Below are 20,868 nucleotides of genomic sequence, written 5' to 3'. Positions count from 1 at the left end.
GACTATCTGACAGATTGGTTGCTGGCCGCGACGATATGAGCCAAGAACGGCCGGTTGAAGGAGAATGTTGGAATGTCCGAACGGGAATCCATGCCATATGACGTCGTGATTGTCGGCGGTGGGCCAGCAGGGCTTTCTGCTGCGATCAGGCTGAAACAGCTTGCTGAAGAAACCGGCAAGGATATTTCGGTCTGCATCCTCGAAAAAGGCAGCGAAGTTGGTGCGCATATCCTCTCAGGCGCGGTAGTCGATCCGCGGGCACTTGATGAGTTATTCCCCGACTGGCGCGATTTCGACGATAATCCGCTGACGGTCCCGGTTACTGAGAATCATCACTGGATCCTCACCGAGACGAAAAAGCGCGAATTTCCCCACATCATGATGCCGACCTTCATGAACAATAAGGGCACCTATACTGTCAGCCTGGGCAATTTCTGCCGCTGGCTGGCCGGTCGGGCAGAAGCGCTGGGTATCGAGATATTCCCGGGCTTTGCGGCTGCTGAAATCCTGTATCATGATGATGGCTCGGTTAAGGGTGTGGCGACCGGTGATATGGGTATCGCCCGAGATGGCGAGAAAAAGCCGGATTACATGGCCGGAATGGAGCTCCACGCTAAATACACTTTCTTTGCCGAAGGCGTGCGCGGACACCTGTCGAAACAGCTGATCAAACAGTTTGAACTCGATGCGAACAGTCAGCCGCAAGTCTATGGTCTTGGTATAAAAGAGCTATGGGATATCGATCCGGAAAAACATGCTCCGGGCCGTGTCATTCATACCCAGGGCTGGCCGCTCGATGAGGCCAATGGCGGTGGCTTTCTCTACCATCAGGAAAATGGCCAGGTCGCGCTCGGGTTCGTCACGTGGCTCAATTATGCGAACCCATGGGTTTCACCATTTGAAGAGATGCAGCGCTGGAAACAGCACCCTGCGATCCGCGAAATTCTCGAAGGCGGGAAACGGGTGTCCTATGGCGCCCGTGCGATCAATGATGGCGGCTGGCAGTCGGTTCCCAAACTGACCTTCCCGGGCGGCGCTCTGATCGGCTGTTCTGCCGGGTTCGTGAATGTACCGCGGATCAAGGGCAGCCATACGGCGATGAAAACCGGGATGATGGCGGCTGAGGCGGCCTTCGAAGCGGTTCATGCCGAACGCACCAGCGATGAACTGACCGCTTATGAGCAAGCCTATGAGACGAGCTGGGTATCGAAAGAGCTGCGCAAAGTCCGCAACACGCTGCCGCTGGTTGAGAAATATGGCAATTTCGCGGGGACGATCCTCTCAGGCATGACGATGTGGGCCGAGCATCTCGGGATCCGTATGCCATTCACGATGAAGCATCATCCCGACAATGAAAGCCTATGGCGCGCCGATCAGGTGAAAAAGATCGAATATCCCAAGCCCGATGGCGTCATCAGTTTCGATCGCCTGTCCTCGGTATTCCTGTCGAATACCAATCATGAGGAAGATCAGCCGGTCCATCTGACACTGAAGGACCCAGATGTTCCGATTGCGCATAACCTGCCGCTCTACGCCGAACCGGCCCAGCGGTATTGCCCAGCCGGGGTGTATGAAGTGGTTGAGGAAGATGATGGCAATCCGCGCTTTCAAATCAACGCGCAAAATTGCGTCCATTGCAAAACATGCGATATCAAGGATCCGACCCAGAATATTAACTGGGTTGTTCCGGAAGGCGGCGGAGGGCCGAACTATCCCAATATGTAATCGTTTTTCTCGTATTTCCGCGGTTGCCCTAGCCGCGGCAATCACTTTTTCAGGCGCTGCAGAAGCCAATAATCCGCTCGCCGAATATGCACGCGCGCGGGTCGCCGATGCATCGGGCCAGATCGACCTGGCGGCGCGCGGATATGCATCTGCGTTGACTGACGCACCGTTTGACCAGACGCTTGCTGCGCGTACCTATCGCCGCGCAGTTGCGGCGGGTGACCGGAACCTCGCGTTGCGCGGGGCACAATCGCTGCAGGCGGCCGACGCGTTGCCACCAGATGGCGAGTTCCTGTTCCTGATCGAGGCGCTAGAAGATGGCGATTGGACCGAGGCTCGCCGGATTGTTGATCGAATAGAGGAACAAGGCCTTTTTGCCTCATTGTCGACGGTCATGCGTGCCTGGATTGCATTTGGTGCGGGTGACGAAGATCCACTGGCAATCCTGGACCGCGAAACTGACAGCAGCGTAGCTACCGCATATATCAGCGAACATCGGGCGCTGATGTTGCTGGCGATGCGGCGTTATGACGAAGGCATATCGGCAACCCTTGGTCTTACCAATCTGGGCGCGCCACGGTTTTTGCGCCTTCGGCTGGCGGCGGCTGCGCGTTTGGCCCAAGCCCGACGGCGCGATGATGCGATCGCCCTATTGCCGGGCAACAGCCGGGCCGAACTTTCAGCCCGGGCAAATATCGAACGCCGACGTTCCGTTCCCGGCGCGATTGACAGTGCGGCCGATGGAATTGCCGAGATGTTCGTTCGCCTGGCGACCGAGATCAATCGGCAAAATGCCTCGTCGCTGGCGCTCACAATAAGCCGCTTCGCAACATTTCTTGCGCCCGATAATTCGGTTGGCTGGTTCGTTACCAGTGGAATTCTGAATCAGGCCGATCAGGAAGACGCCGCATTGGCGGCGCTTGATAGTGTCGACCGGCGCGATCCGTTCTTTTCAGATGTTCAGGATATGCGGGTCCAGCTTCTCGCCCAGACCAATGAAACCGATGCCGCGCTTGAACTGGCGCGGGCACAAGCGGAACGGCGGAATGCCGCTGCGGCCGATTGGCAGCGTTACGGCGAACGCTATGCGGCTATCGGACGCTACGAAGAAGCCGCAGATGCCTATGGCCGCGCGTTGACGCTGGCTGGTGGCGATGATGCGCCTTGGACGGCATGGCTGCTCTATGGCGGCGCCTTGCTTGATGCTGACCGCTGGGATGAGTCTCGCCCGGCACTCGAAAAGGCAGTCGAGCGCGGGCCCGATCAACCGGTTGTTCTCAACTATCTCGGCTATGCGTTGCTCGAACGGCGCGAAGATCTCGACTATGCCGAGGAACTCATTCGTCGTGCGAGTGAGTTGAATCCGGATAGCCCGTCGATCACGGACTCTCTGGGCTGGGTGCATTATGTCCGCGGCAATCTTGATCAGGCCATTCCAATGTTGGAGCGTGCTGCAGTTGGCGAACCGGCTGAACCGACGATCAATGAGCATCTTGGCGACGCCTACTGGGCCGCCGGACGGCGTCGTGATGCGCGATTTGCATGGCAAGCGGCCCTTGTATCGGCAGAAGATGATATGGCGGAGCGCATTCAGCAGAAGATCGACATCGGCCTGACGGCCGAAACCGCGTCTCCCTGATGACCGTTGAGGCAGCGGCATTGCGGGAAACCGCCTATGCCAAGATCAACCTTGCGCTGCATGTCCGCGCGCGCGAGCCGGATGGCTATCACAGGATCGAGACGCTCTTCGCATATTGCAGTGACGGTGACATGGTGTCTGTGACACCGGCACCTGAGCTGACATTATCGATCGACGGGCCTTTTGCGGCGGGCTTGTCCACCGGCCAAGACAATCTCGTAATCCAGGCGGCGCAGGCACTGAAAAGCCAGACTGCAGGCGCAAAAGGGGCGGCGCTTCACCTCACAAAGACTCTGCCGATTGCGTCGGGCGTCGGCGGCGGATCGAGCGATGCGGCGGCTGCGCTTCGGTTGCTCAACCGGTTTTGGGATGCGGGCGCAGATGAGCGCTTGCTGCATGACATTGCCGCTGATCTCGGGGCAGATGTGCCCGCCTGTATCGCATCGCAGACCTGTTTCGGTTCGGGCCGCGGGGACGATCTTAAATTCCTCGCACCGTGCAGGCTGGACGGGATGCCGGTGCTGCTGGTTAATCCGCGCGTTCCTGTCGAAACCGGCCCTGTCTTTGCGGGCTGGGATGGCGTCGACCGCGGGGCCTTGGATGTTGAACCTCCGCTCACCCTGGATTCCGATTGGCGCAATGACTTGCAAAAACCGGCTTGCGCCATCGCTCCGGAGATTGAAGGCGTACTGGATTGGATCACTGGCCAACCGGATGTGATCTTCCATCGCATGTCGGGATCTGGGGCGACATGTTTCGCGCTGTTTGACAGCCCGGCGGCATGCGAACGGGCAGAAACAGCCGTCAGGCGCGATCATCCCGGTTGGTGGACCATGGCGTCACAGCTACGGTAAATTGATGATTTTCTCGAAGAATCTGCAATTTCGGGCGCTAAAGACTGGAGTTAACCCTCTTTTTCAGCACGATCGTAACGCAATCGGCTAAATATGGGGAATGAACGGATCGAGCCTTAACCGGCGACATTCGCCAATGATCTACGACCGGATACGTACGTCATTGAAACGGGCAGCGAGGCTTCGGCACCGCTGCCCGTTTCGTATTGTCAGCTTGCAGCGGCAACCCGTTCGGCGACGAGCCCAAGCGGCATGGCGCCCTGGCTGAGCACGACCGCATTGAACGCGCGCAGATCAAAGGCTTCGCCCTGGGCGGCGCGCATCTGTTCGCGCAGTTCGATCAGGCGCAATTGACCAAGCTTGTAGCCAAGGGCCTGACCCGGCCACGCCATATAGCGTTCAATTTCTGCCACACAGGTGCTTTCGGGGTTGCCGGTCACCTCCTGCATGTAGGAAATCGCCCGTTCGCGGGTCCAACGCAGATGGTGCATGCCGGTATCGACAACGAGCCGGACAGCCCGGAAGAGCTCATCCTGCAAGCGCCCAAGATCGCCGAACGGATCCTCTTCATAGGCACCGAGTTCCGCCATCAATCGTTCTGAATAGAGTGCCCAGCCTTCCTGATAGGCGTTGAAGCTTGCGATCCTGATGATCAGTGGTGCCTCGCCAAGACCGCTGGCAATTGCGATCTGCGTGTGATGGCCTGGAACGCCTTCGTGATAGCTGAGCGTAGGCAAGGCGAAACGCGCCACGGCGGACATGTCACGCAGGTTGATCCAGTAAGTTCCGGGGCGCGTGCCATCGAGCGATGGCGAGTCGTAGTAACCGCCTGGCGCGCTGTCTTGTGTGGCGACAGGTACGCGGCGGATCAGCATGGGTTGCTGTGGTACGACTTCCTCGGGGAGAAATTCGGGGTAGCGGGTTTCCGCCTCGCGAACGAGCGTATCGAGATAGTCTAGCAACTCCTGGCGACCTGCATCGCTGTCGTCGAACAGGAAGCGGTCATCATCGGCGAGCGCTAGCATCCGTTCGCCCACGCTGCCCTGGGTAAGCTCTTGAGCGGTCAGCAATGTCTCCATTTCGGCGCTGATCCGGGCAACTTCGTCCAGCCCGATCTGATGGATCTCATCGGCCGATTGTTCGGTGTCACCCAGGGCGAGGATATTGGCGGCATAGAGCGCTTCCCCATCGGGTTGCGCCCAGATGCCGGAGTTTTCCTGACCACGCGGAAGCATGTCGGCGATCTGGTCGCGCAGGCGCACATAGGCCGGTCGAGCTTTGGTCTCGAGCGCAGTGGTCGCCTGGCGGAGGGCATTTTCGCGCATCGTCCGGTCGATCACTGCGTCGCTCATTCCCGTCTCAAGCGCCTGGATCAGCGGATGCTGCTCTGCCGGACCAGCGATAAAGGAATCCAACACCGGCAGCACCTTGGTGAGCAGCGCTTGGGGCGGATGGCATCCGGCACTTTCATCGGCCCGAATCTTTTCAATGATGCCGTCAAACGTCGCCTCGAACCCATCGAGCTTTTCAAGCCAGGCATCGATCGCTTCAGGAGACCGCACCGATTGCTGCGTCGTCATCACCGCAGGTGTGTCGATATGCGGCCCGCTGATCTGGGACACGAGATAGGGGAGGTGATTGACATAGCTGAATGGATTGATGTGGCCATAGCTCACATCAGCAGAGCGTCCCGCATTCGCGAGCACCGCTTCGCAGACCGCAGCTTGCAGACCTGCGCTCGAATCCGTCGAGCAATTGAGCGCTGCGATCCGCTCACGACTAGCCGATGTTCCGTCACGCAATGCTTGCTCACCGGCGGGGGAATAATCATTGCTCCGCCGCGCAAGCGGACCGCCATTCAATGATGCTTCCGCGCCGTTATAGGTTGCGACTTCCGGTAACAGCGAAAGCAATGCTTCGGCTTCGCTCGCCAGGGTTGTTCCGGCGTCGCAGATTCCGGCAGATTGGCCTGGTAGAGAGGCGCATCCGGTTCCTGCCAAGAAAGTACCGGCGGCAAGCCCGGCCAATGCCTCACGGCGTGTCAGTTCGAAACTCATCTGCGACCTCCTCGTTGGTTTCACTGGTGACATAGCGGACCAAGAACGGCAACTAGGCCGGATGAAGGACGTCTATTTGGAAATTGAAGGCGATAGCGCATCGGGGCTCGTGCTGATTGCCGATCATGCATCAAACCGCGTGCCCGATGATATCGATCTCGGTATCCATCCCGAGGTGCTGACGAAGCATGTCGCTGTCGATATCGGTATCGATCACCTCTCTGGCCTTGTCGCAGGGCATCTTGAATGCCCGGCGATTGTCGCGAATATTTCGCGTCTTGTGGTGGATCTCCATCGCGAGCACGACAATCCGTCGGCGACGCCCGTGCATAGCGATGGCCACCATATTCCGGGCAATGCTGAGCTGGATGAGGCGGCGCGCCAGGCACGGATCGAGCGGTTTTGGCATCCCTATCATGGTCGCGCCGCAGAGCTGATAGAGCATCATCAGCCGGACATGCTCTTCACACTCCACAGTTTTACGCCGCAATTGGAGTCTGCCACCCACGATCGGCGACCCTGGCATGCTGGAATTCTTTATAATCAGGATGATCGGGCGGCGCGGGTAGCCATCCCCAAACTGGAGGCGTTGGGTCTGCATGTTGGCGATAACGAGCCCTATTCCGGTCGTGAGCTCAATGCGACGATGGACCTGCATGCCGAGGCCCGCGGATTACCCTATCTCGCCATTGAGGTTCGGAATGACTTGATTGCAGACGCGGAAGGCGCAAGGAAATGGGCCGAATTGCTCGCCCCGATAATCTCCGAAACTCGGGACGCGCTGAAATAGACTGAGCAGGATACCCCTATGTCCAATCGTTTCGATAAATCGCAGCTGCCGAGCCGGCATGTTTCCGTCGGGCCTTCGCGCGCTCCGCATCGCAGCTATTATTATGCGATGGGGATTAGCGAGGAGGAGATCGAGCAGCCATTTGTCGCCGTCGCGAGTGCGGGAAATGATAGCGCGCCCTGTAATACCCGACTTGATCATCAAGCCGATATCTGCCGCGAAGGCGTGATCACGGGCGGCGGTCTGCCGCGCCGCTTCAACACCATCACCGTTACGGACGGTATCGCGATGGGCCATCAGGGCATGAAGAGTTCGCTTGTCAGCCGCGAGGTAATTGCGGACTCGGTCGAGCTTTCAGTCCGCGGCCATTGCTATGATGCACTGGTCGGATTTGCCGGCTGTGATAAATCGCTGCCGGGTATGATGATGGCCATGCTCCGCCTCAATATTCCGTCGATCTTTGTCTATGGTGGCTCGATCCTGCCCGGGCGTTTTCACGACAAGGACGTAACTGTCGTCGATGTGTTCGAGGCGGTTGGCCAGTATGAGGCCGAAGCCTGTCCGTTGCAGGAATTGATCGAGCTCGAAAAGGTCGCCTGTCCTGGCCATGGCGCCTGTGGCGGCCAATTTACAGCCAACACCATGGCCTGTGTCGGCGAAGCGATTGGGCTTTCGCTGCCGAACAGCAACATGGTTCCCGCGCCTTATGATTCTAACGATGCCATCGCGCAGGCTGCGGGCCAGCAGGTTATGGACCTACTGGCGGACAATATCCGGCCGCGCGATATCTGTACGAAAGAAGCGTTTCAGAATGCCGCGCGCGTCGTTGCAGCGACTGGCGGTTCGACCAATGCAGCGCTCCATCTGCCGGCCATGGCCAATGAGTGCGGGATCGATTTCGATCTGTTCGACGTCGCGGAAACCTTCAAATCCACGCCATATCTCGCCGATCTCAAGCCTGGCGGGAAATATGTCGCAAAGGATATGTATGAAGCTGGCGGCGTATATATGCTGATGAAGACATTGCTCGCCGACGGCCTGCTCGATGGCAATTGCCAGACGGTTACTGGCAAGTCGCTTGGCGAGAATATCGATCAAGTTACTTGGAACCCCGATCAAAAAGTGATCTACGCTGTTGACGACGCGATCACTCCAACCGGCGGGGTCGTCGGTCTGCGCGGCTCGCTGGCACCCGACGGTGCGATCGTGAAGGTCGCCGGTATGGAGCGGCTCCAGTTCGAGGGGCCAGCGCAGTGCTTTGATAGCGAGGAAGACTGTTTCAAGGCTGTTGAAGAGCGGACGATTGCCGAAGGATCGGTTATCGTCATTCGCTATGAAGGCCCCAAAGGCGGGCCAGGCATGCGCGAGATGCTCTCCACTACGGCAGCGCTCTATGGCCAGGGAATGGGCGAGAAAGTCGCCTTGATCACTGACGGACGTTTTTCGGGCGCGACGCGTGGCTTCTGCATCGGGCATGTCGGCCCGGAGGCTGCCGATTGCGGACCGATCGCACTAGTCCAAGACGGCGACATTATCCGTATCGACGCCGAGGCGGGTACGATCGATCTTGTTGTCGACGCTGCCGAACTGGAACAACGCCGTGCGGCATGGACGCCGCGACAGAATGATTATCAGGCCGGGACATTGTGGCGCTATGCCCAGAATGTCGGCCCAGCCCATGAGGGCGCTGTCACTCATCCCGGAGCCAAGGCGGAAACGCATGTCTATGCGGATATCTAGCGCCGTCGCCATCTCGGTTTTGCTTATGTCTTGCGGAACAGAAGGGCAGCAACAAGCACTGCCCGCCGATCCGCTGATTGAGGCGGAGGTGGCAGCGCGTTCTGAACTCGCCGAAAGCGGAATCATCTATTGCGCAGTAAACGGATCGACCGAGTTTCGGTCCGAGTGCCAGATCGACCGCTCCCAGGGTGACGAGGGGCTGTTCCTGACAATCCGCCATCCCGATGGTGGCTTCCGGCGCCTGTTGGTGACAAATGATGGACGCGGTGTGATCGCCGCAGATGGCGCTGACCCGGCCATAGTCGAGCCCATTTCTGATCGCGAAGTCGAGGTCGCCATTGCGGGTGACTATTATCGCTTGCCGGCCACCGTGCGGTGATGAGCCAGCCGATCCTGACCGCCGCGGAAATGGTGGCTGCCGAACAGGCGGCTGTCGCGAACGGCATATCGCTCGGCCAATTGATGGACAGGGCGGGCAAGACGGTTGCTGACATCGCCTGTCGAATGGCCGGACCGGTGGATGCGCTGATCCTGTGCGGACCCGGCAATAATGGCGGCGATGGTTATGTGATCGCGCGTGAGCTGTCAGAGCGCGGATGCGATGTGCGCGTCGCGGCGCTTGCTGATCCGACAACCGAGATTGCGATCGCGGCACGTGAGAAATGGAACGGCCCCGTAGAGCCTGTCGCCGGAACCAAGGGTGCGACCCTCGTTATCGATGCGCTATTCGGTACGGGACTGGTGCGTCCGTTGAGCGACGATCTGTCGAAAGCGTTGTCAGATCATGTTTCTGCTGCACGCCACAGTATCGCGGTCGATCTGCCGAGCGGGATCGCAACTGATACCGGCCTGCTCTTATCACCGGTCCCGCGTTTCGATGTGACGGTTGCGCTGGGCGCGTTGAAACCATCGCATGTGCTGCAACCGGCTGCGACTATTCTGGGCCGGGTCATGCTCGGCGATATCGGTGTCGTGGCGGAGAGCGAGTTGCGGACGATCGGCAGGCCGAAACTAACCGCTCCTGGTCCTGCCGATCACAAATATTCACGCGGCTATGTGCTGGTAGCCGGCGGTGCAATGGCGGGCGCGGCGAGGCTGACCGCCCATGCCGCCATTCGCAGCGGTGCTGGCTATGTGGCACTGGCAGGACCGGACAGCCCAGACGCACCACTGGCGCTGGTCTATCGATTGGCGGATGATCCGGACACATTGGGAGAATTGCTGCAAGACGAGCGGATTGATGTCGCCGCTATCGGACCCGGGCTGGGATTGACCAGCAAAGCCGAAGCGCGACTCGATCGGGCATTGGTATCAGGACGCCGTTTGCTGCTGGATGCAGACGCGCTGACGCTGCTCGCACAGCGTGGCGTGGAGTGTCTGTCCGAGTGCAGATCTCCCCCGATATTGACCCCGCACCATGGGGAGTTTGTCCGTCTGTTCGGCGAAGGAGATGGTAGCAAGATCGATCGGGCTCGCGCCGCAGCTTCGCAAGCCAAGGCGGTGATCGTCTACAAAGGCGCTGATACAGTCGTTGCGGCGCCGGACGGGCGTGCTGCGATCGCCTGGCCGGCCTCAAACTGGCTGGCGACCGCCGGTACGGGCGATGTGCTGACAGGGATTACTGCGGCCCGATATTCCCAGAATGACGATCCGTTCATTGCCGCCTGCGAGGCAGTGTGGCTGCACGCAGAAGCTGGCCGCCGCGCCGGTGCATTCCTGATCGCAGATGATCTTCTCGATACACTCCCGGACGCGCTGGTAAGCTGTCTCTAGTTCTGATCGTCGAAAACTACGCCGGCTTGTTCAGCGGTATTCACGCGCAATTCGAACACATCGTGCCGTGCATAATGGCCGTCCGTATCGAGTGAGGCGAGGCCCTGGCCGATCAGATCCAGGTCGAGCTCGGCATGGATGATCTCGTCAAGATTGCCGGCTTCCGCCAGAATGTCCGCGGTTGGCGAAATGATCATCGACCCACCAAATTGTAACTTCTCGTCGGGCATCGCTTCGATCAGCGATAGCGCTTCGGGGTTGCCACCGCATCGTTCAAGCCCGTCGAGTAGGGCGCTCCGATGCAGAACCGTTCCAGCAGCGAGTACAAAACAGCGTCCTTCGAAAGCATAATGGCGCGAGGCGATGGAATAGGTGTCCCGCACTGTTGGCCAGGCCGCAACATGGATCGCTTCGCCCTGATTGTGCATGGCCGCCCGCGCAAGCGGCATCCAATGCTCCCAGCAAATCAGATGCCCGACATTGCCCCAATCGGCCTCATGCACGCCGAGCGTTGATCCATCGCCCCGCGCCCAGATCAACCGTTCGCCATGGGTCGGTACCAGCTTGCGATGGGGCAGGGGTGATTGCCCCGGCCGGAACAGGAATTGGGTGTTTACAAGGCTTGATCGCACCCGCTCATGCGCGCCCACCGAGACGGCCAAGTTGCGTTGATCAACAATTTCCTGGATTGGCGCCAGTCGCGGGTCATTCTCCACAACTGCCTGGTCGAGCAGGATCTTGTGCAGCGCCTTGCTGCCTGGATGGTCCCACAAAGCCGCCCCGGGAGATTCGTCAAGCCAGATCGGGTAGCCGCCGAGAAATGTCTCACCGAAGGCAATCACCTGCGCGCCGCTCTCCGCCGCCGCAGAAATATGGGCAGGCAGCGCCTCCAGTCCGCCTGAAATATCGAGCGGGACTGGTTCGGCCTGGACAATGGCCGCGGCGATGCGCGCCACTAGAAGACCAGCAGTGCGGTGTTAACGGTTAGCCAACCGAGAACGATGGTGCTGAGCGTGAAGAGCAGAAAACGCAGGGGCACGATATTGATGGTGCTCTGCCAGATGCTGTGCACGACACGCAGGCCGACATAGGCCCATGCCAGGGTAAGGTTGATGCCTTCGCCACCGCCGATCAGTGCCAGCGTAATCGCTACCGCATAGAAAACGGTCGGTGCTTCATGGAGATGGTTGTAGTTATCGGCTTGCCATTGGACTTTAACCGGCAGCTTTTTCAGATCGTCATTGGTGTAGACACCCGGTGTGAAATCGACTTTGGCGGCACCCATTGCCGGGATCCGGGTGGCGTACATCCATAGCCACATGACCAGCGTCCAGATGGCGAGTGCGATGACAGGTGCGAGGATTGGGCTGTTGGTTTCCATCATTTTTCTCCGGTATGATTTTTATTGCAGCGTGGCGGCGGTGGCGTGCAGCGCCAATGCGATCAGCACGAATGTGCCCAGCACGAAGATCAGGAAGCGGATCGGCACGATATTCCAGATTGCCTGGAACAGGCTGTGTACGATCCGGATGCCGACATAGGCCCAGGCCAGCCAGACATTGATCCAGGCATCGCCGGTTCCGGTGAGCGCAATTATGAACACGGTCGCGTAAAAAAGCGTCGGCTGTTCCAACAGATGTGTGTGATTGTGGGATTTCCACATGACACTGGGTGGCAGTACTTCTTCCAGATCCTGGCCTCTGCCACCCGGATTGGCTCCGAGATCGACACCGGCCTTTTTCATTGCCGGGAAGCGAGTGGCTGCCATCCATAACAGCATAAACAACGTCCAGCAGATCAAAACGCCAGCTGGCGCCAAAATAGCACTATTCATTACGACCCCCATATGTTTGATCCTGCGGAGACTGGGGCAGCACCGAAAAACTGTCAAATCCTGCGCGATCATGATTGCAGCTCCACGGTCACCGGGCTAGCGAGATCAGATGCAGGAAAACGACACACGAACACCAACATTGGCGGGTATCAAAGAGGCAGCAGCGCGTATCCATGAGGTTGTGCCGCCAACACCACTAATCCCCTTCGACACCGAGCATGGGCGCATTTGGCTGAAGTGCGAAAATCTCCAGCCGATTGGCGCATTCAAATTACGCGGCGGCTATCATCGACTCTCGGCCATGACACCCGCTGAGCGCGAGACAGGGGTTGTCGCCTTTTCTTCTGGGAACCATGCGCAGGGCGTCGCCTGGGCGGCAAAGCGCCTCGGAATACCCGCGCTGATTGTGATGCCGGAAGACGCGCCCAAGGCCAAACTGGATGGCACGCGCGGTCTGGGAGCGGAAATCGTCACCTATGATCGTATGGACGGTAGTCGGGAAAAGCTGGCAGCAGACCTGGCGGCAGAACGCGGCGCGATCGTTGTGCCGAGCTTTGATGATCCCTGGGTCGTCGAAGGGCAGGGGACCGCCACGCTGGAAGCGGTTGAGCAGATGACCGAGCTAGCTGGCGGGCCACCTGACAGCGCGATTATCTGTTGTGGCGGTGGCGGATTGGCAACCGGTGCAGCGCTGGTTCTCCCGGATGCCAAGATTACAGTCGTCGAGCCCGAAGGCTGGGACGATATGGCGCGATCGCTCGCCAATGGCGCGATTGAACCGGTTGGAGCCAATCCACCCGATACGCGCTGCGACGCGCTCCAGACGATGGAAGTTGCACCGATCACCTTTGATATCCTCTCGGCGCACGGGGCGACCGGCATTGCAGTAACAGAAGAGGAAGTCGCGCATGCGGTGCGCACGGCCTTTTCGAAGTTGCAGCTTGTCGTTGAACCGGGTGGTGCCGTGGCATTGGCGGCGGTTCTTGCGGGGAAAGCCAAGCCCGAGGGGCGGACTATGGTCACGCTATCCGGTGGCAATGTTGATGCGGCAGTTTTCGCAGCAATCATCCAGGGCTAGAGAATAACAATGCTGCTCGCTGCCAACATCGCCCTCTCAATTGCCATGTTTGCGGTATTCGCCCTGAGCATCGGCGGCCTCTATTTGTGGCGCAAGCGCGGCGACACACAGCGCGGCCTGCTGATGCTGGCTGCGGCAATCGTCATTCTGGCAAATGTGCTGATCTGGACGGTGCCCAACCCTATTTGATTGGGCAATCCGGATCGAGACGCATGTCGAGATAATCGTCGACCGATTTCATCAGCGGGTTCATTTCCCGTTCGAAGAAATGATTGGCGCCAGGGATCACGTCATGCTGGATCGTGATGTGCTTTTGCGTGCGGAGCTTGTCGACCAGCTTCTGGGTGCCCGACGGCGTTGCGACTTCGTCAGCATCGCCCTGGATGATCACGCCGGATGCGGGGCATGGCGCAAGGAAGCTGAAATCATACATATTGGCCGGCGGTGCGATGGTGATGAAACCCCGGATTTCCGGACGACGCATCAGCAACTGCATGCCAATCAGCGAACCAAAGGAGAAACCCGCGACCCAGGTCGTTTCGGCTTCAAGGTGGAAGCTCTGGATCCAATCCAAGGCTGCCGCAGCATCCGACAGTTCGCCTACGCCATTGTCAAACTCGCCCTGGCTTTTGCCGACGCCGCGGAAGTTGAAACGGAGCGTTGCGAAACCGCGTTGCACGAAGGTTTTATAGAGCGCCTGAACAATCGCATTGTTCATGGTGCCGCCGCCTTGCGGGTGCGGATGCAGGATCATGGCAACCGGCGCACGCGGACGCGGTGGCGGTGAGAAACGGCCTTCAAGGCGACCATCGGGACCGGGAAAGATAACTTCAGGCATAATCTATGGTTCAACCTTGGCTGGAAACGGCGGGGAATCGGGCTTATGCGGGCATAAGCAGAGGCGGCGCTATAGGCCATTTTAATAGCGTTTCGCAACAAAAACCGGGTAAGCTATTGAAAGAACGCCTTTATCTAGACAATGCGGCAACCATGCCGATGCTGCCGGAAGCACGCGATGCGATGGCAGAGGCTTTTGCAGATTGGGCGAACCCATCGTCGCCGCATGGCGAGGGCCGAGCTGCGCGGGCTGCGTTAGAGGATGCACGCACGCGGATTGCGACCGCCCTGGAGTGGGATGGCGAGATCATTTTTACCAGCGGCGCCAGTGAGGCCATCGCCCTTGCGATCTCCTGCACCAAGGCCGAGCGGGTGATCATCAGCGCGGTGGAGCATGATGCTGTGCTGCGCGCGGCGGGTGACGTCGAACGCATACCGGTAGATGAAAATGGACGCGTCGATGCGGGCAAGTTGAACTGGATGTTGTCGGGCACGGAAGAGACTGCGCTGGTTGCGATCCAGTCGGTGAACAGCGAGACCGGCGTTAAACAGGATCTCGAAGAGCTGCGCAGTCGGGTCCATGTCGGGGGCAATTGGCTGTTTGCCGATTGCAGCCAGTCTGCCGGGAAGCTGCCATTACCCGATGCCGACCTGATCGCAATATCGGCCCATAAGCTGGGCGGACCGCCCGGTATCGGCGCGCTGCTGGTCAAGGATTTCGCAACGCTTCATGCGCTTGGCGGACAAGAGCGCGGCTATCGGCCGGGCACTGAAAACCTGCCCGCGGCAATGGGTTTTGCCGCGGCTCTCGAAGCACCCAATAATTGGGTCGGTCGGGCAGCCGAATTGCGCGAGCATCTCGACAAAGCGATCGAGCAGGAAGGCGGCACCGTCGTCGCGAAAGATGCGGATCGCATTCCAACAATCGCGTCCTATCGCATGCCGGGCATGGCGGCGAATGCGCAGCTCATCCAGTTCGATATGGCGGGGATCGCAATTTCAGCCGGCAGCGCGTGCTCCTCCGGGAGTCTGAAGCCCAGCCATGTGCTCACCGCGATGGGATGGAGTGAGGCAGACGCAGCCGAAGTGGTCCGGGTTAGCTTTGGGCCGCAAACCAGTCGCGCCGACATCTATCGTTTCATGGATGATTGGAAGCGCTTGGCAGCGGAAGCCAAGGGACGAGCGGCATGAGCGCGCCGATCTATCTCGATTACCAGGCAACCACGATGATTGCCCCAGAAGCGCGCACGGCCATACAGCCCTATCTCGACGACAAATTCGGTAATCCGCATTCGCCGCACAAAATGGGTCGCGAGGCGGCCGCAGCAGTTGAGGTTGCGAGAGATCAGATTCAGGCGTGTCTCGGCGCAGACAACGGTAGTCTCTACTTCACCAGCGGCGCAACGGAGGCAACGAACTGGGCGATCAAGGGTGCGCTCGCGACGGTCCCGGAGGACAGCCGGCGTATTGTCACGCTGGCGACCGAACATGCAGCGGTGCTCGATAGCTGCGAGTTTTTGAACCAATGGGGCTGTCCACTCACCATTGTTGAGGTCGGCGCGGACGGGCTTGTTGATCTTGCTGCCCTAGATGACGCTATGGACGAAGACGTGGCGCTCGTTGCCGCGATGTGCGTCAACAATGAGATTGGTGTCATCCAGCCGATTGCCGAGATTGGCGCACTGGCGAAACGCTATGGCGCCCTGATGTTCTGCGATGCGGTCCAAGCGCTCGGTCGGGTGCCCGTCCCGTGGCAGCATTGCGATATGATTGCGATGTCGGGACACAAGATCCACGGACCCAAGGGTATTGGCGCACTCTGGCTGGCAGATGGCGTGAGGCCCGTGCCGTTGATGCATGGCGGCGGGCAGGAAGGCGATCTGCGGTCCGGCACATTGTCGCCAGCCTTATGCGCCGGTTTCGGGGCGGCTGCGAAACTGATGCAACAGAATCGCGACGCTGATATTGTACATGTTACAGCCTTGGCCGAGCTGGCGCGGCGTCGGTTTGGCAACGACTGGATTATCAATGGATCGGTCACTGACCGCTATCCGGGCAATCTCAACATCCGCTATCCCGGCCTGGACGCAGCGCGTTTGATTTCGGACGTACGCGGCGTGGCGTTCTCCGCTGGCTCAGCCTGTGCCAGTGGGTCTGGCCGGCCTAGCCATGTGCTCTCTGCACTTGGCCTGAGTGACGTCGACGCGCGCGCTTCGATCCGATTGGGATTTGGGCGCTACACAAGCGAGGAAGAGCTGGAGGCTGCCATCCGATTGATCGTTGAAGCTGCAGATGCGCAGGCTAATCTTACTGCATGACATTGGTGCGCTTCATCTCCGCTGACGGACAATCGACGAGCGAGGTCAATGCGAAACCCGGTGACCGATTGCTCGATCTGGCCCAGACGGATGGCCAGCCATTGGAAGGGACCTGCGAAGGGCAGATGGCCTGTTCCACCTGCCATGTGCATGTCGATCCCGGTGATTTTGCCAAACTGCCGCGCGCTGAGGAGATGGAAGATGATATGCTCGACCTGGCCGCTGATGTAACACGCTATAGTCGACTAGCCTGCCAGATCTGGCTGACAGAAGAGCTGGATAGCCTTACTGTGCGCATCCCGGATGCGGTTCACAATATGCAAGGGAGATAGCCATGAAAGCCGGCTTGTTTGGAATCTTTGCGGCCGCGGCGGTGTTGGTTGGATGCGCGTCCGAACCTCAAGGTTCACCGCAAATCGAAAACATCCTCGGCGAAGATGTGATCGAAGGGATTGAGCAGCGTATTGGCGGGCGGATCGGGTTCGCGCTTACTGATGAGAGCGGCAATCTCCTGCGCGCCTATCGCGGGGACGAACGCTTTGCGATGTGCTCGACATTCAAGCTGGCGTTAAGCGCCGCGGTACTCGAACGGGTCGAGGCTGGCGATTTGACGCTCGATGAATCGCTGGCTTTTGCCGAGGAGGATCTGCTCGCCTATGCGCCGGCGGCCCGCGACTATGTTGAGGCCGGGTCGATGACGGTCGGGCAGGCGGCCGAAGCGATCAGCACCTTGTCGGACAATACTGCCGCCAATCTTTTACTCGAACTGATCGGCGGCCCGGACGGTATGACGGAATTCTTCCGCAGCCATGGTGACGAAGTTAGCCGGCTTGATCGCATGGAACCGGAGCTCAATGAAAATGCCGAAGGCGACGAGCGCGATACCACCAGTCCGGTCGCCATGTCCGGCCTGATACAGCGGCTGGTGTTCAGTGACATCCTGTCCGAATCGGGCCGTCAGCAGCTTTCTGACTGGGCGATTGCAAATCAAACCGGCGATACGCGCATCCGTGCCGGGATCCCGGATGGTTGGATCGTTGGAGACAAGACGGGAAGCTGCGGTACCGCGTATAATGATATCGGCATCGTCTGGCCGCCCAGCGGACCGGCCTTTGTGCTCAGCGTCTATATCGATCGCCCAACCGCAGAAGCAGCCGAAGTAGACTTTGCGATAGAAGAAATCGCCGAGCTCGCTGTTCTCTATATGACAGAGCGGAATATCGGCTGACATTGCAATTATGCGCGGACATCGCCATATGCCCCCTCGGAAGTCGGGCGGACGTGGCATTCGCCAACCCGGTCAGGTCCGGAAGGAAGCAGCCGTAACGATTTCGTCGCGGGTCGTTCCGGCTTCCACCATTATCTTCAATACAGCTTCGACTTCATGAGCCGGGCGGGCTAGTCTTGGCCGATGTCCGATTCCCAAGACATGATGGATACCGTTCCCGATGCCGGCCCCGGTCTCGGGTTGGATGAACCTCCTCAGTCCGCGCCGCCTGAAAGCGCGCAGCCCTATCGTGTGCTGGCGCGCAAATATCGCCCGCAAAGCTTTAGTGAGCTGATTGGCCAGGATGCGATGGTCCAGACGCTTGGCAATGCAATCAAGCGCGACAGGCTGGCCCATGCGTTCCTGCTGACCGGCGTGCGCGGGGTTGGCAAGACGTCGACCGCACGGCTGATCGCGAAGGCGCTAAACTGTATCGGCCCCGATGGTGAAGGCGGGCCGACCATTGATCCGTGCGGCCAGTGTGAGCCATGCGAGGCGATTGCCGAAGGGCGGCATATCGACGTGGTCGAGATGGACGCTGCGTCGCATACCGGTGTCGATGATGTCCGCGAGATTATCGAGGCGGTGCGCTATGCAGCCGTCTCAGCCCGCTACAAAGTCTATATCATCGACGAAGTGCACATGCTGTCGAAGAATGCCTTCAATGCGCTTCTAAAGACGCTCGAAGAACCACCGCCGCATGTGAAGTTCCTGTTCGCGACAACCGAAGTCAACAAGGTTCCCGTGACGGTCTTGTCGCGGTGCCAGCGATTCGACCTGCGCCGTATCCCGGCCGACCGCCTTGCCGAGCATTTCGGCTGGATTGTCGGCGAGGAGGGCGCAGAGGCGGAAGATGAGGCACTGGCGCTGATCGCGCGCGCGGCGGAAGGCTCGGTCCGCGACGGGCTCTCGATCCTTGATCAAGCGATTGCCCATGGCCCGGATGGGGTAACGGCTGCGCAGATCCGCGAGATGATCGGCCTGTCCGATCGCGGTGCGGTGCGCACCCTGTTTGGTCAATTATTGGCCGGGGATGCGCAAGCAGTGCTGGCCTCGATCGAGGAACAGCATGATCTGGGTACAGATCCGGCGGCGCTGTTCCGCGGCCTGCTGGAAACAACCCATGGCATTGTCCGCGCGAAAGTGGGCGGTGCTGATGATCCGGCCCTGTCAGCAGAAGAGCGTGAAGCTTTTGCAGATTGGGCGAGCCGTTTGGGTTTCGCCTCGCTGCATCGGATATGGCAGTTGCTATTGAAAGGACTGCACGAGGTAGAGACGGCACCAATGCCGCTGGAAGCAGCGGAAATGGGATTGCTGCGGATCGTCCATGCGGCAGGCATGCCTGACCCTGGCGATCTGGCTCGTAAGCTCGATAGCGGGGAATTTTCAGCCGCGCCGGCACCGGCCACCGCGCCGAGTGAATCGGGTGCAGAGACCAAGGGCGCGATGCCCGCCGATTATGCAGCGATGGTCCGCATGGTGGCCGAGAGCGCGCATGACGACGAAAGCTGGCGCGCGGCACAGTATCTCGAACGCGATATCCGATTGGTACGCTATGAGCCGCCTCATCTGGTGGTGCGCCCGCTGAAACCCCGCGATGAGGAATTCTTCCGCGATCTTGCGCGTTTGCTGCGCAAGGAAACCGGTGAAGTCTGGACGATCGACACGAGCGATGAGGAAGGCGAGCCGAGCTTGCTCGACCAGGAACAGGCCGCGGCGAGCGCAGAGCGCGAAGCTGTGCTACAATCGCCGATGGTCAAGGCGGCCTTTGACGCCTTTCCCGATGCGGAGCTGATCGATTACAAGCTTGCCCAAGGCAAATAGGAGCTGATCCCGTGCAGAATATGGAAGACATTATGAAGGCTGCGCAAAATGTGCAGGAAGAGCTGCAAAAAGCGCAGGCCAGCCTCGAGAATATCGAAGTCATAGGCGTATCCGGTGGCGGGTTGGTCAAGGTCCGGGCGAGCGCCAAGGGTACGATCAAAGGCGTCGAAATCGACGATTCCCTGATGACGGCTGATGAAAAGTCGGTGCTTGAAGATCTGATCGCGGCCGCGTTCAATGATGCGCGCGCCAAGGCCGATGCCGCTAGCCAGGAAGAAATGAGCAAGATGACGAGCGGTCTGCCGCTTCCACCTGGCTTCAAACTGCCTTTCTAGGCGCTAGCATTCACTGACATTTGACGGCGGATCGAAAACGATCCTGCTGAGCCGCGTGATTGTCGCTAGATACAATCATCCAACGGGCTGGCGCTGACTTGGCGCATGCGCCGAACCAGGCGATTTGCATAACGCGCCGTCCAGCTTCCCGGTCGGTTTGCATCGCGTGTCTTGGGGGCGGGGAGCACAGCTGCAATGCGCGCCGCTTCGAGATCGGTGAGCGTGCTCGCATCATGGCCGAAATAGCGCATGGCGCCGGCGTTTGCGCCATAGGTTCCAATCCCGGTTTCTGCGACGTTGAGATAGACCTCCATGATCCGCTCTTTGCCCCAAAGGAATTCGATCAGCACGGTGAAATAGGCTTCCAGGCCTTTGCGGAACCAGCCGCCACCTTGCCACAGGAATACATTCTTCGCCGTTTGCTGACTGATCGTTGAGCCACCCCGCTGGCGTTCGCCTGACCGGCGCTCCTCCCAGGCGCGCTGGATCGCTTCATAGTCAAAGCCGTTATGGATGCAGAAATTGCCGTCCTCGGACGCAATTACTGCGATCGCCATCGCCCGGTCCATATTTTCGAGGCTCATCCAGTTCTGACCCGATCCATTCTCATCCAGCGCCATGGTCGCGGTGATTGGCGGCGGTACAAACCGGTAGAGGAGCACCCACAGGACAGTGACCAGGACAAACCAGAAAATGGTTTTTAGCAGGAGACGGAAGATCCAACCCATCAGTCCGCTTTACGCAGCAGGTTGAAAAAGGCCAGAGGCATCCGATCCATGATCGGATATTTTGCAACG

At 59.2% G+C, this 20,868-nt stretch carries 21 protein-coding genes and 1 other RNA gene; 16 read left to right on the top strand and 6 right to left on the bottom strand.

What is annotated here, in order from left to right:
- Positions 1 to 72 precede the first annotated feature (72 nt).
- Genes HFP51_RS05285 through HFP51_RS05275 form a run of 3 tightly spaced genes read left to right on the top strand, consistent with a single transcriptional unit; the run spans position 73 to position 4,218 of the window.
- Complete coding sequence (locus tag HFP51_RS05285; protein ID WP_176874698.1) at positions 73 to 1,725, top strand: electron transfer flavoprotein-ubiquinone oxidoreductase; 1,653 nt, start codon at positions 73 to 75, stop codon at positions 1,723 to 1,725.
- The gene (locus tag HFP51_RS05280; RefSeq protein WP_176874697.1) at positions 1,682 to 3,364 is read left to right on the top strand and encodes a tetratricopeptide repeat protein; all 1,683 of its coding nucleotides are present in this window, start codon (positions 1,682 to 1,684) and stop codon (positions 3,362 to 3,364) included. Before HFP51_RS05285 ends, HFP51_RS05280 begins: the two co-directional genes overlap by 44 nt.
- Positions 3,364 to 4,218, top strand: coding sequence for a 4-(cytidine 5'-diphospho)-2-C-methyl-D-erythritol kinase (locus tag HFP51_RS05275; protein ID WP_176874696.1), 855 nt, complete (start codon positions 3,364 to 3,366; stop codon positions 4,216 to 4,218). The genes HFP51_RS05280 and HFP51_RS05275 overlap by 1 nt, the downstream gene beginning before the upstream one ends.
- Before the next feature lie 209 nt (positions 4,219 to 4,427).
- Here the strand turns inward: HFP51_RS05275 and HFP51_RS05270 are convergent, their stop codons facing one another.
- Positions 4,428 to 6,275 (bottom strand): DUF885 family protein, encoded by a 1,848-nt coding sequence (locus HFP51_RS05270; RefSeq protein ID WP_176874695.1) that lies wholly within the window; start codon positions 6,273 to 6,275, stop codon positions 4,428 to 4,430.
- 61 nt (positions 6,276 to 6,336) lie between these two features.
- On the opposite strand from HFP51_RS05270, the gene HFP51_RS05265 reads away from it, so the two are divergent.
- The 4 genes from HFP51_RS05265 to HFP51_RS05250 are packed head-to-tail and all read left to right on the top strand — an operon-like array spanning position 6,337 to position 10,578.
- Positions 6,337 to 7,065 carry an N-formylglutamate amidohydrolase gene (locus tag HFP51_RS05265; protein WP_176874694.1) on the top strand — a complete coding sequence of 243 codons (729 nt, stop codon included), beginning with the start codon at positions 6,337 to 6,339 and terminating at the stop codon, positions 7,063 to 7,065.
- 18 nt (positions 7,066 to 7,083) lie between these two features.
- The gene (gene ilvD / locus HFP51_RS05260) at positions 7,084 to 8,805 is read left to right on the top strand and encodes a dihydroxy-acid dehydratase (protein ID WP_176874693.1); all 1,722 of its coding nucleotides are present in this window, start codon (positions 7,084 to 7,086) and stop codon (positions 8,803 to 8,805) included.
- Between the two features lie 25 nt (positions 8,806 to 8,830).
- The gene (locus HFP51_RS05255) at positions 8,831 to 9,184 is read left to right on the top strand and encodes a hypothetical protein (RefSeq protein ID WP_255454894.1); all 354 of its coding nucleotides are present in this window, start codon (positions 8,831 to 8,833) and stop codon (positions 9,182 to 9,184) included.
- Positions 9,184 to 10,578, top strand: coding sequence for an NAD(P)H-hydrate dehydratase (locus HFP51_RS05250; RefSeq protein WP_176874692.1), 1,395 nt, complete (start codon positions 9,184 to 9,186; stop codon positions 10,576 to 10,578). The genes HFP51_RS05255 and HFP51_RS05250 overlap by 1 nt, the downstream gene beginning before the upstream one ends.
- Here the strand turns inward: HFP51_RS05250 and HFP51_RS05245 are convergent.
- The 3 genes from HFP51_RS05245 to HFP51_RS05235 are packed head-to-tail and all read right to left on the bottom strand — an operon-like array spanning position 10,575 to position 12,346.
- A complete protein-coding gene (locus tag HFP51_RS05245) occupies positions 10,575 to 11,534 on the bottom strand; it encodes a carbon-nitrogen hydrolase family protein (RefSeq protein ID WP_176874691.1) in 960 nt (319 codons plus the stop codon). The genes HFP51_RS05250 and HFP51_RS05245 overlap by 4 nt on opposite strands.
- Positions 11,534 to 11,962: an MAPEG family protein gene (locus tag HFP51_RS05240; protein WP_370462944.1), complete on the bottom strand. Its 429-nt coding sequence runs from the start codon at positions 11,960 to 11,962 to the stop codon at positions 11,534 to 11,536. The genes HFP51_RS05245 and HFP51_RS05240 overlap by 1 nt, the downstream gene beginning before the upstream one ends.
- A gap of 18 nt (positions 11,963 to 11,980) precedes the next feature.
- On the bottom strand, positions 11,981 to 12,346 hold the full coding sequence (locus HFP51_RS05235) for an MAPEG family protein (RefSeq protein ID WP_370462943.1): 366 nt from the start codon (positions 12,344 to 12,346) through the stop codon (positions 11,981 to 11,983).
- 175 nt (positions 12,347 to 12,521) lie between these two features.
- Between HFP51_RS05235 and HFP51_RS05230 the strand changes: the two genes are divergently transcribed.
- Together HFP51_RS05230 and HFP51_RS05225 are read left to right on the top strand one after the other, a co-directional pair.
- A complete protein-coding gene (locus HFP51_RS05230; RefSeq protein WP_176874689.1) occupies positions 12,522 to 13,490 on the top strand; it encodes a threonine/serine dehydratase in 969 nt (322 codons plus the stop codon).
- A 9-nt stretch (positions 13,491 to 13,499) separates the two neighbouring features.
- Positions 13,500 to 13,679 (top strand): hypothetical protein, encoded by a 180-nt coding sequence (locus tag HFP51_RS05225; protein WP_176874688.1) that lies wholly within the window; start codon positions 13,500 to 13,502, stop codon positions 13,677 to 13,679.
- Here the strand turns inward: HFP51_RS05225 and HFP51_RS05220 are convergent.
- Positions 13,672 to 14,328, bottom strand: a complete 657-nt coding sequence (locus tag HFP51_RS05220; RefSeq protein WP_176874687.1) for an alpha/beta hydrolase — start codon at positions 14,326 to 14,328, stop codon at positions 13,672 to 13,674. The genes HFP51_RS05225 and HFP51_RS05220 overlap by 8 nt on opposite strands.
- 152 nt (positions 14,329 to 14,480) lie before the next feature.
- Between HFP51_RS05220 and HFP51_RS05215 the strand changes: the two genes are divergently transcribed.
- The 7 genes from HFP51_RS05215 (at position 14,481) to HFP51_RS05185 (ending at position 20,071) form a co-directional block, all read left to right on the top strand.
- Entirely contained in the window at positions 14,481 to 15,518 is a 1,038-nt protein-coding gene (locus HFP51_RS05215) for a cysteine desulfurase family protein (RefSeq protein ID WP_370462950.1), read from the top strand.
- Entirely contained in the window at positions 15,515 to 16,645 is a 1,131-nt protein-coding gene (locus HFP51_RS05210) for a cysteine desulfurase family protein (RefSeq protein ID WP_176874685.1), read from the top strand. Before HFP51_RS05215 ends, HFP51_RS05210 begins: the two co-directional genes overlap by 4 nt.
- Entirely contained in the window at positions 16,642 to 16,977 is a 336-nt protein-coding gene (locus HFP51_RS05205; RefSeq protein WP_176874684.1) for a 2Fe-2S iron-sulfur cluster-binding protein, read from the top strand. The genes HFP51_RS05210 and HFP51_RS05205 overlap by 4 nt, the downstream gene beginning before the upstream one ends.
- A gap of 2 nt (positions 16,978 to 16,979) precedes the next feature.
- Positions 16,980 to 17,873: a class A beta-lactamase gene (bla, locus tag HFP51_RS05200; RefSeq protein ID WP_176874683.1), complete on the top strand. Its 894-nt coding sequence runs from the start codon at positions 16,980 to 16,982 to the stop codon at positions 17,871 to 17,873.
- A 35-nt stretch (positions 17,874 to 17,908) separates the two neighbouring features.
- Positions 17,909 to 18,006, top strand: an RNA gene (ffs, locus tag HFP51_RS05195) — signal recognition particle sRNA small type.
- Positions 18,007 to 18,056: 50 nt separating this feature from the next.
- The gene (locus HFP51_RS05190; protein ID WP_255454891.1) at positions 18,057 to 19,736 is read left to right on the top strand and encodes a DNA polymerase III subunit gamma/tau; all 1,680 of its coding nucleotides are present in this window, start codon (positions 18,057 to 18,059) and stop codon (positions 19,734 to 19,736) included.
- Between the two features lie 20 nt (positions 19,737 to 19,756).
- On the top strand, positions 19,757 to 20,071 hold the full coding sequence (locus tag HFP51_RS05185; protein WP_370462949.1) for a YbaB/EbfC family nucleoid-associated protein: 315 nt from the start codon (positions 19,757 to 19,759) through the stop codon (positions 20,069 to 20,071).
- Between the two features lie 65 nt (positions 20,072 to 20,136).
- Here the strand turns inward: HFP51_RS05185 and mtgA are convergent, their stop codons facing one another.
- Positions 20,137 to 20,799: a monofunctional biosynthetic peptidoglycan transglycosylase gene (gene mtgA / locus HFP51_RS05180; RefSeq protein ID WP_176874681.1), complete on the bottom strand. Its 663-nt coding sequence runs from the start codon at positions 20,797 to 20,799 to the stop codon at positions 20,137 to 20,139.
- Positions 20,800 to 20,868: the final 69 nt, after the last annotated feature.

This window comes from Parasphingopyxis sp. CP4 (assembly GCF_013378055.1).
Taxonomy (GTDB): domain Bacteria; phylum Pseudomonadota; class Alphaproteobacteria; order Sphingomonadales; family Sphingomonadaceae; genus Parasphingopyxis.
This window is presented reverse-complemented; position numbering and strand designations above follow the sequence as displayed.

Coding starts and splice junctions, on each gene's coding strand:
- HFP51_RS05255 (WP_255454894.1), top strand. CDS start 8,831: ATGTCTTGCGGAACAGAAGGGCAGCAACAAGCACTGCCCGCCGATCCG.
- HFP51_RS05270 (WP_176874695.1), bottom strand. CDS start 6,275: ATGAGTTTCGAACTGACACGCCGTGAGGCATTGGCCGGGCTTGCCGCC.
- HFP51_RS05220 (WP_176874687.1), bottom strand. CDS start 14,328: ATGCCTGAAGTTATCTTTCCCGGTCCCGATGGTCGCCTTGAAGGCCGT.
- mtgA (WP_176874681.1), bottom strand. CDS start 20,799: ATGGGTTGGATCTTCCGTCTCCTGCTAAAAACCATTTTCTGGTTTGTC.
- HFP51_RS05275 (WP_176874696.1), top strand. CDS start 3,364: ATGACCGTTGAGGCAGCGGCATTGCGGGAAACCGCCTATGCCAAGATC.
- HFP51_RS05250 (WP_176874692.1), top strand. CDS start 9,184: ATGAGCCAGCCGATCCTGACCGCCGCGGAAATGGTGGCTGCCGAACAG.
- HFP51_RS05230 (WP_176874689.1), top strand. CDS start 12,522: ATGCAGGAAAACGACACACGAACACCAACATTGGCGGGTATCAAAGAG.
- HFP51_RS05190 (WP_255454891.1), top strand. CDS start 18,057: ATGTCCGATTCCCAAGACATGATGGATACCGTTCCCGATGCCGGCCCC.
- HFP51_RS05210 (WP_176874685.1), top strand. CDS start 15,515: ATGAGCGCGCCGATCTATCTCGATTACCAGGCAACCACGATGATTGCC.
- HFP51_RS05240 (WP_370462944.1), bottom strand. CDS start 11,962: ATGATGGAAACCAACAGCCCAATCCTCGCACCTGTCATCGCACTCGCC.
- bla (WP_176874683.1), top strand. CDS start 16,980: ATGAAAGCCGGCTTGTTTGGAATCTTTGCGGCCGCGGCGGTGTTGGTT.
- HFP51_RS05285 (WP_176874698.1), top strand. CDS start 73: ATGTCCGAACGGGAATCCATGCCATATGACGTCGTGATTGTCGGCGGT.
- HFP51_RS05185 (WP_370462949.1), top strand. CDS start 19,757: ATGGAAGACATTATGAAGGCTGCGCAAAATGTGCAGGAAGAGCTGCAA.
- HFP51_RS05225 (WP_176874688.1), top strand. CDS start 13,500: ATGCTGCTCGCTGCCAACATCGCCCTCTCAATTGCCATGTTTGCGGTA.
- ilvD (WP_176874693.1), top strand. CDS start 7,084: ATGTCCAATCGTTTCGATAAATCGCAGCTGCCGAGCCGGCATGTTTCC.
- HFP51_RS05205 (WP_176874684.1), top strand. CDS start 16,642: ATGACATTGGTGCGCTTCATCTCCGCTGACGGACAATCGACGAGCGAG.
- HFP51_RS05265 (WP_176874694.1), top strand. CDS start 6,337: ATGAAGGACGTCTATTTGGAAATTGAAGGCGATAGCGCATCGGGGCTC.
- HFP51_RS05235 (WP_370462943.1), bottom strand. CDS start 12,346: ATGGCAGCCACTCGCTTCCCGGCAATGAAAAAGGCCGGTGTCGATCTC.
- HFP51_RS05215 (WP_370462950.1), top strand. CDS start 14,481: ATGCCGATGCTGCCGGAAGCACGCGATGCGATGGCAGAGGCTTTTGCA.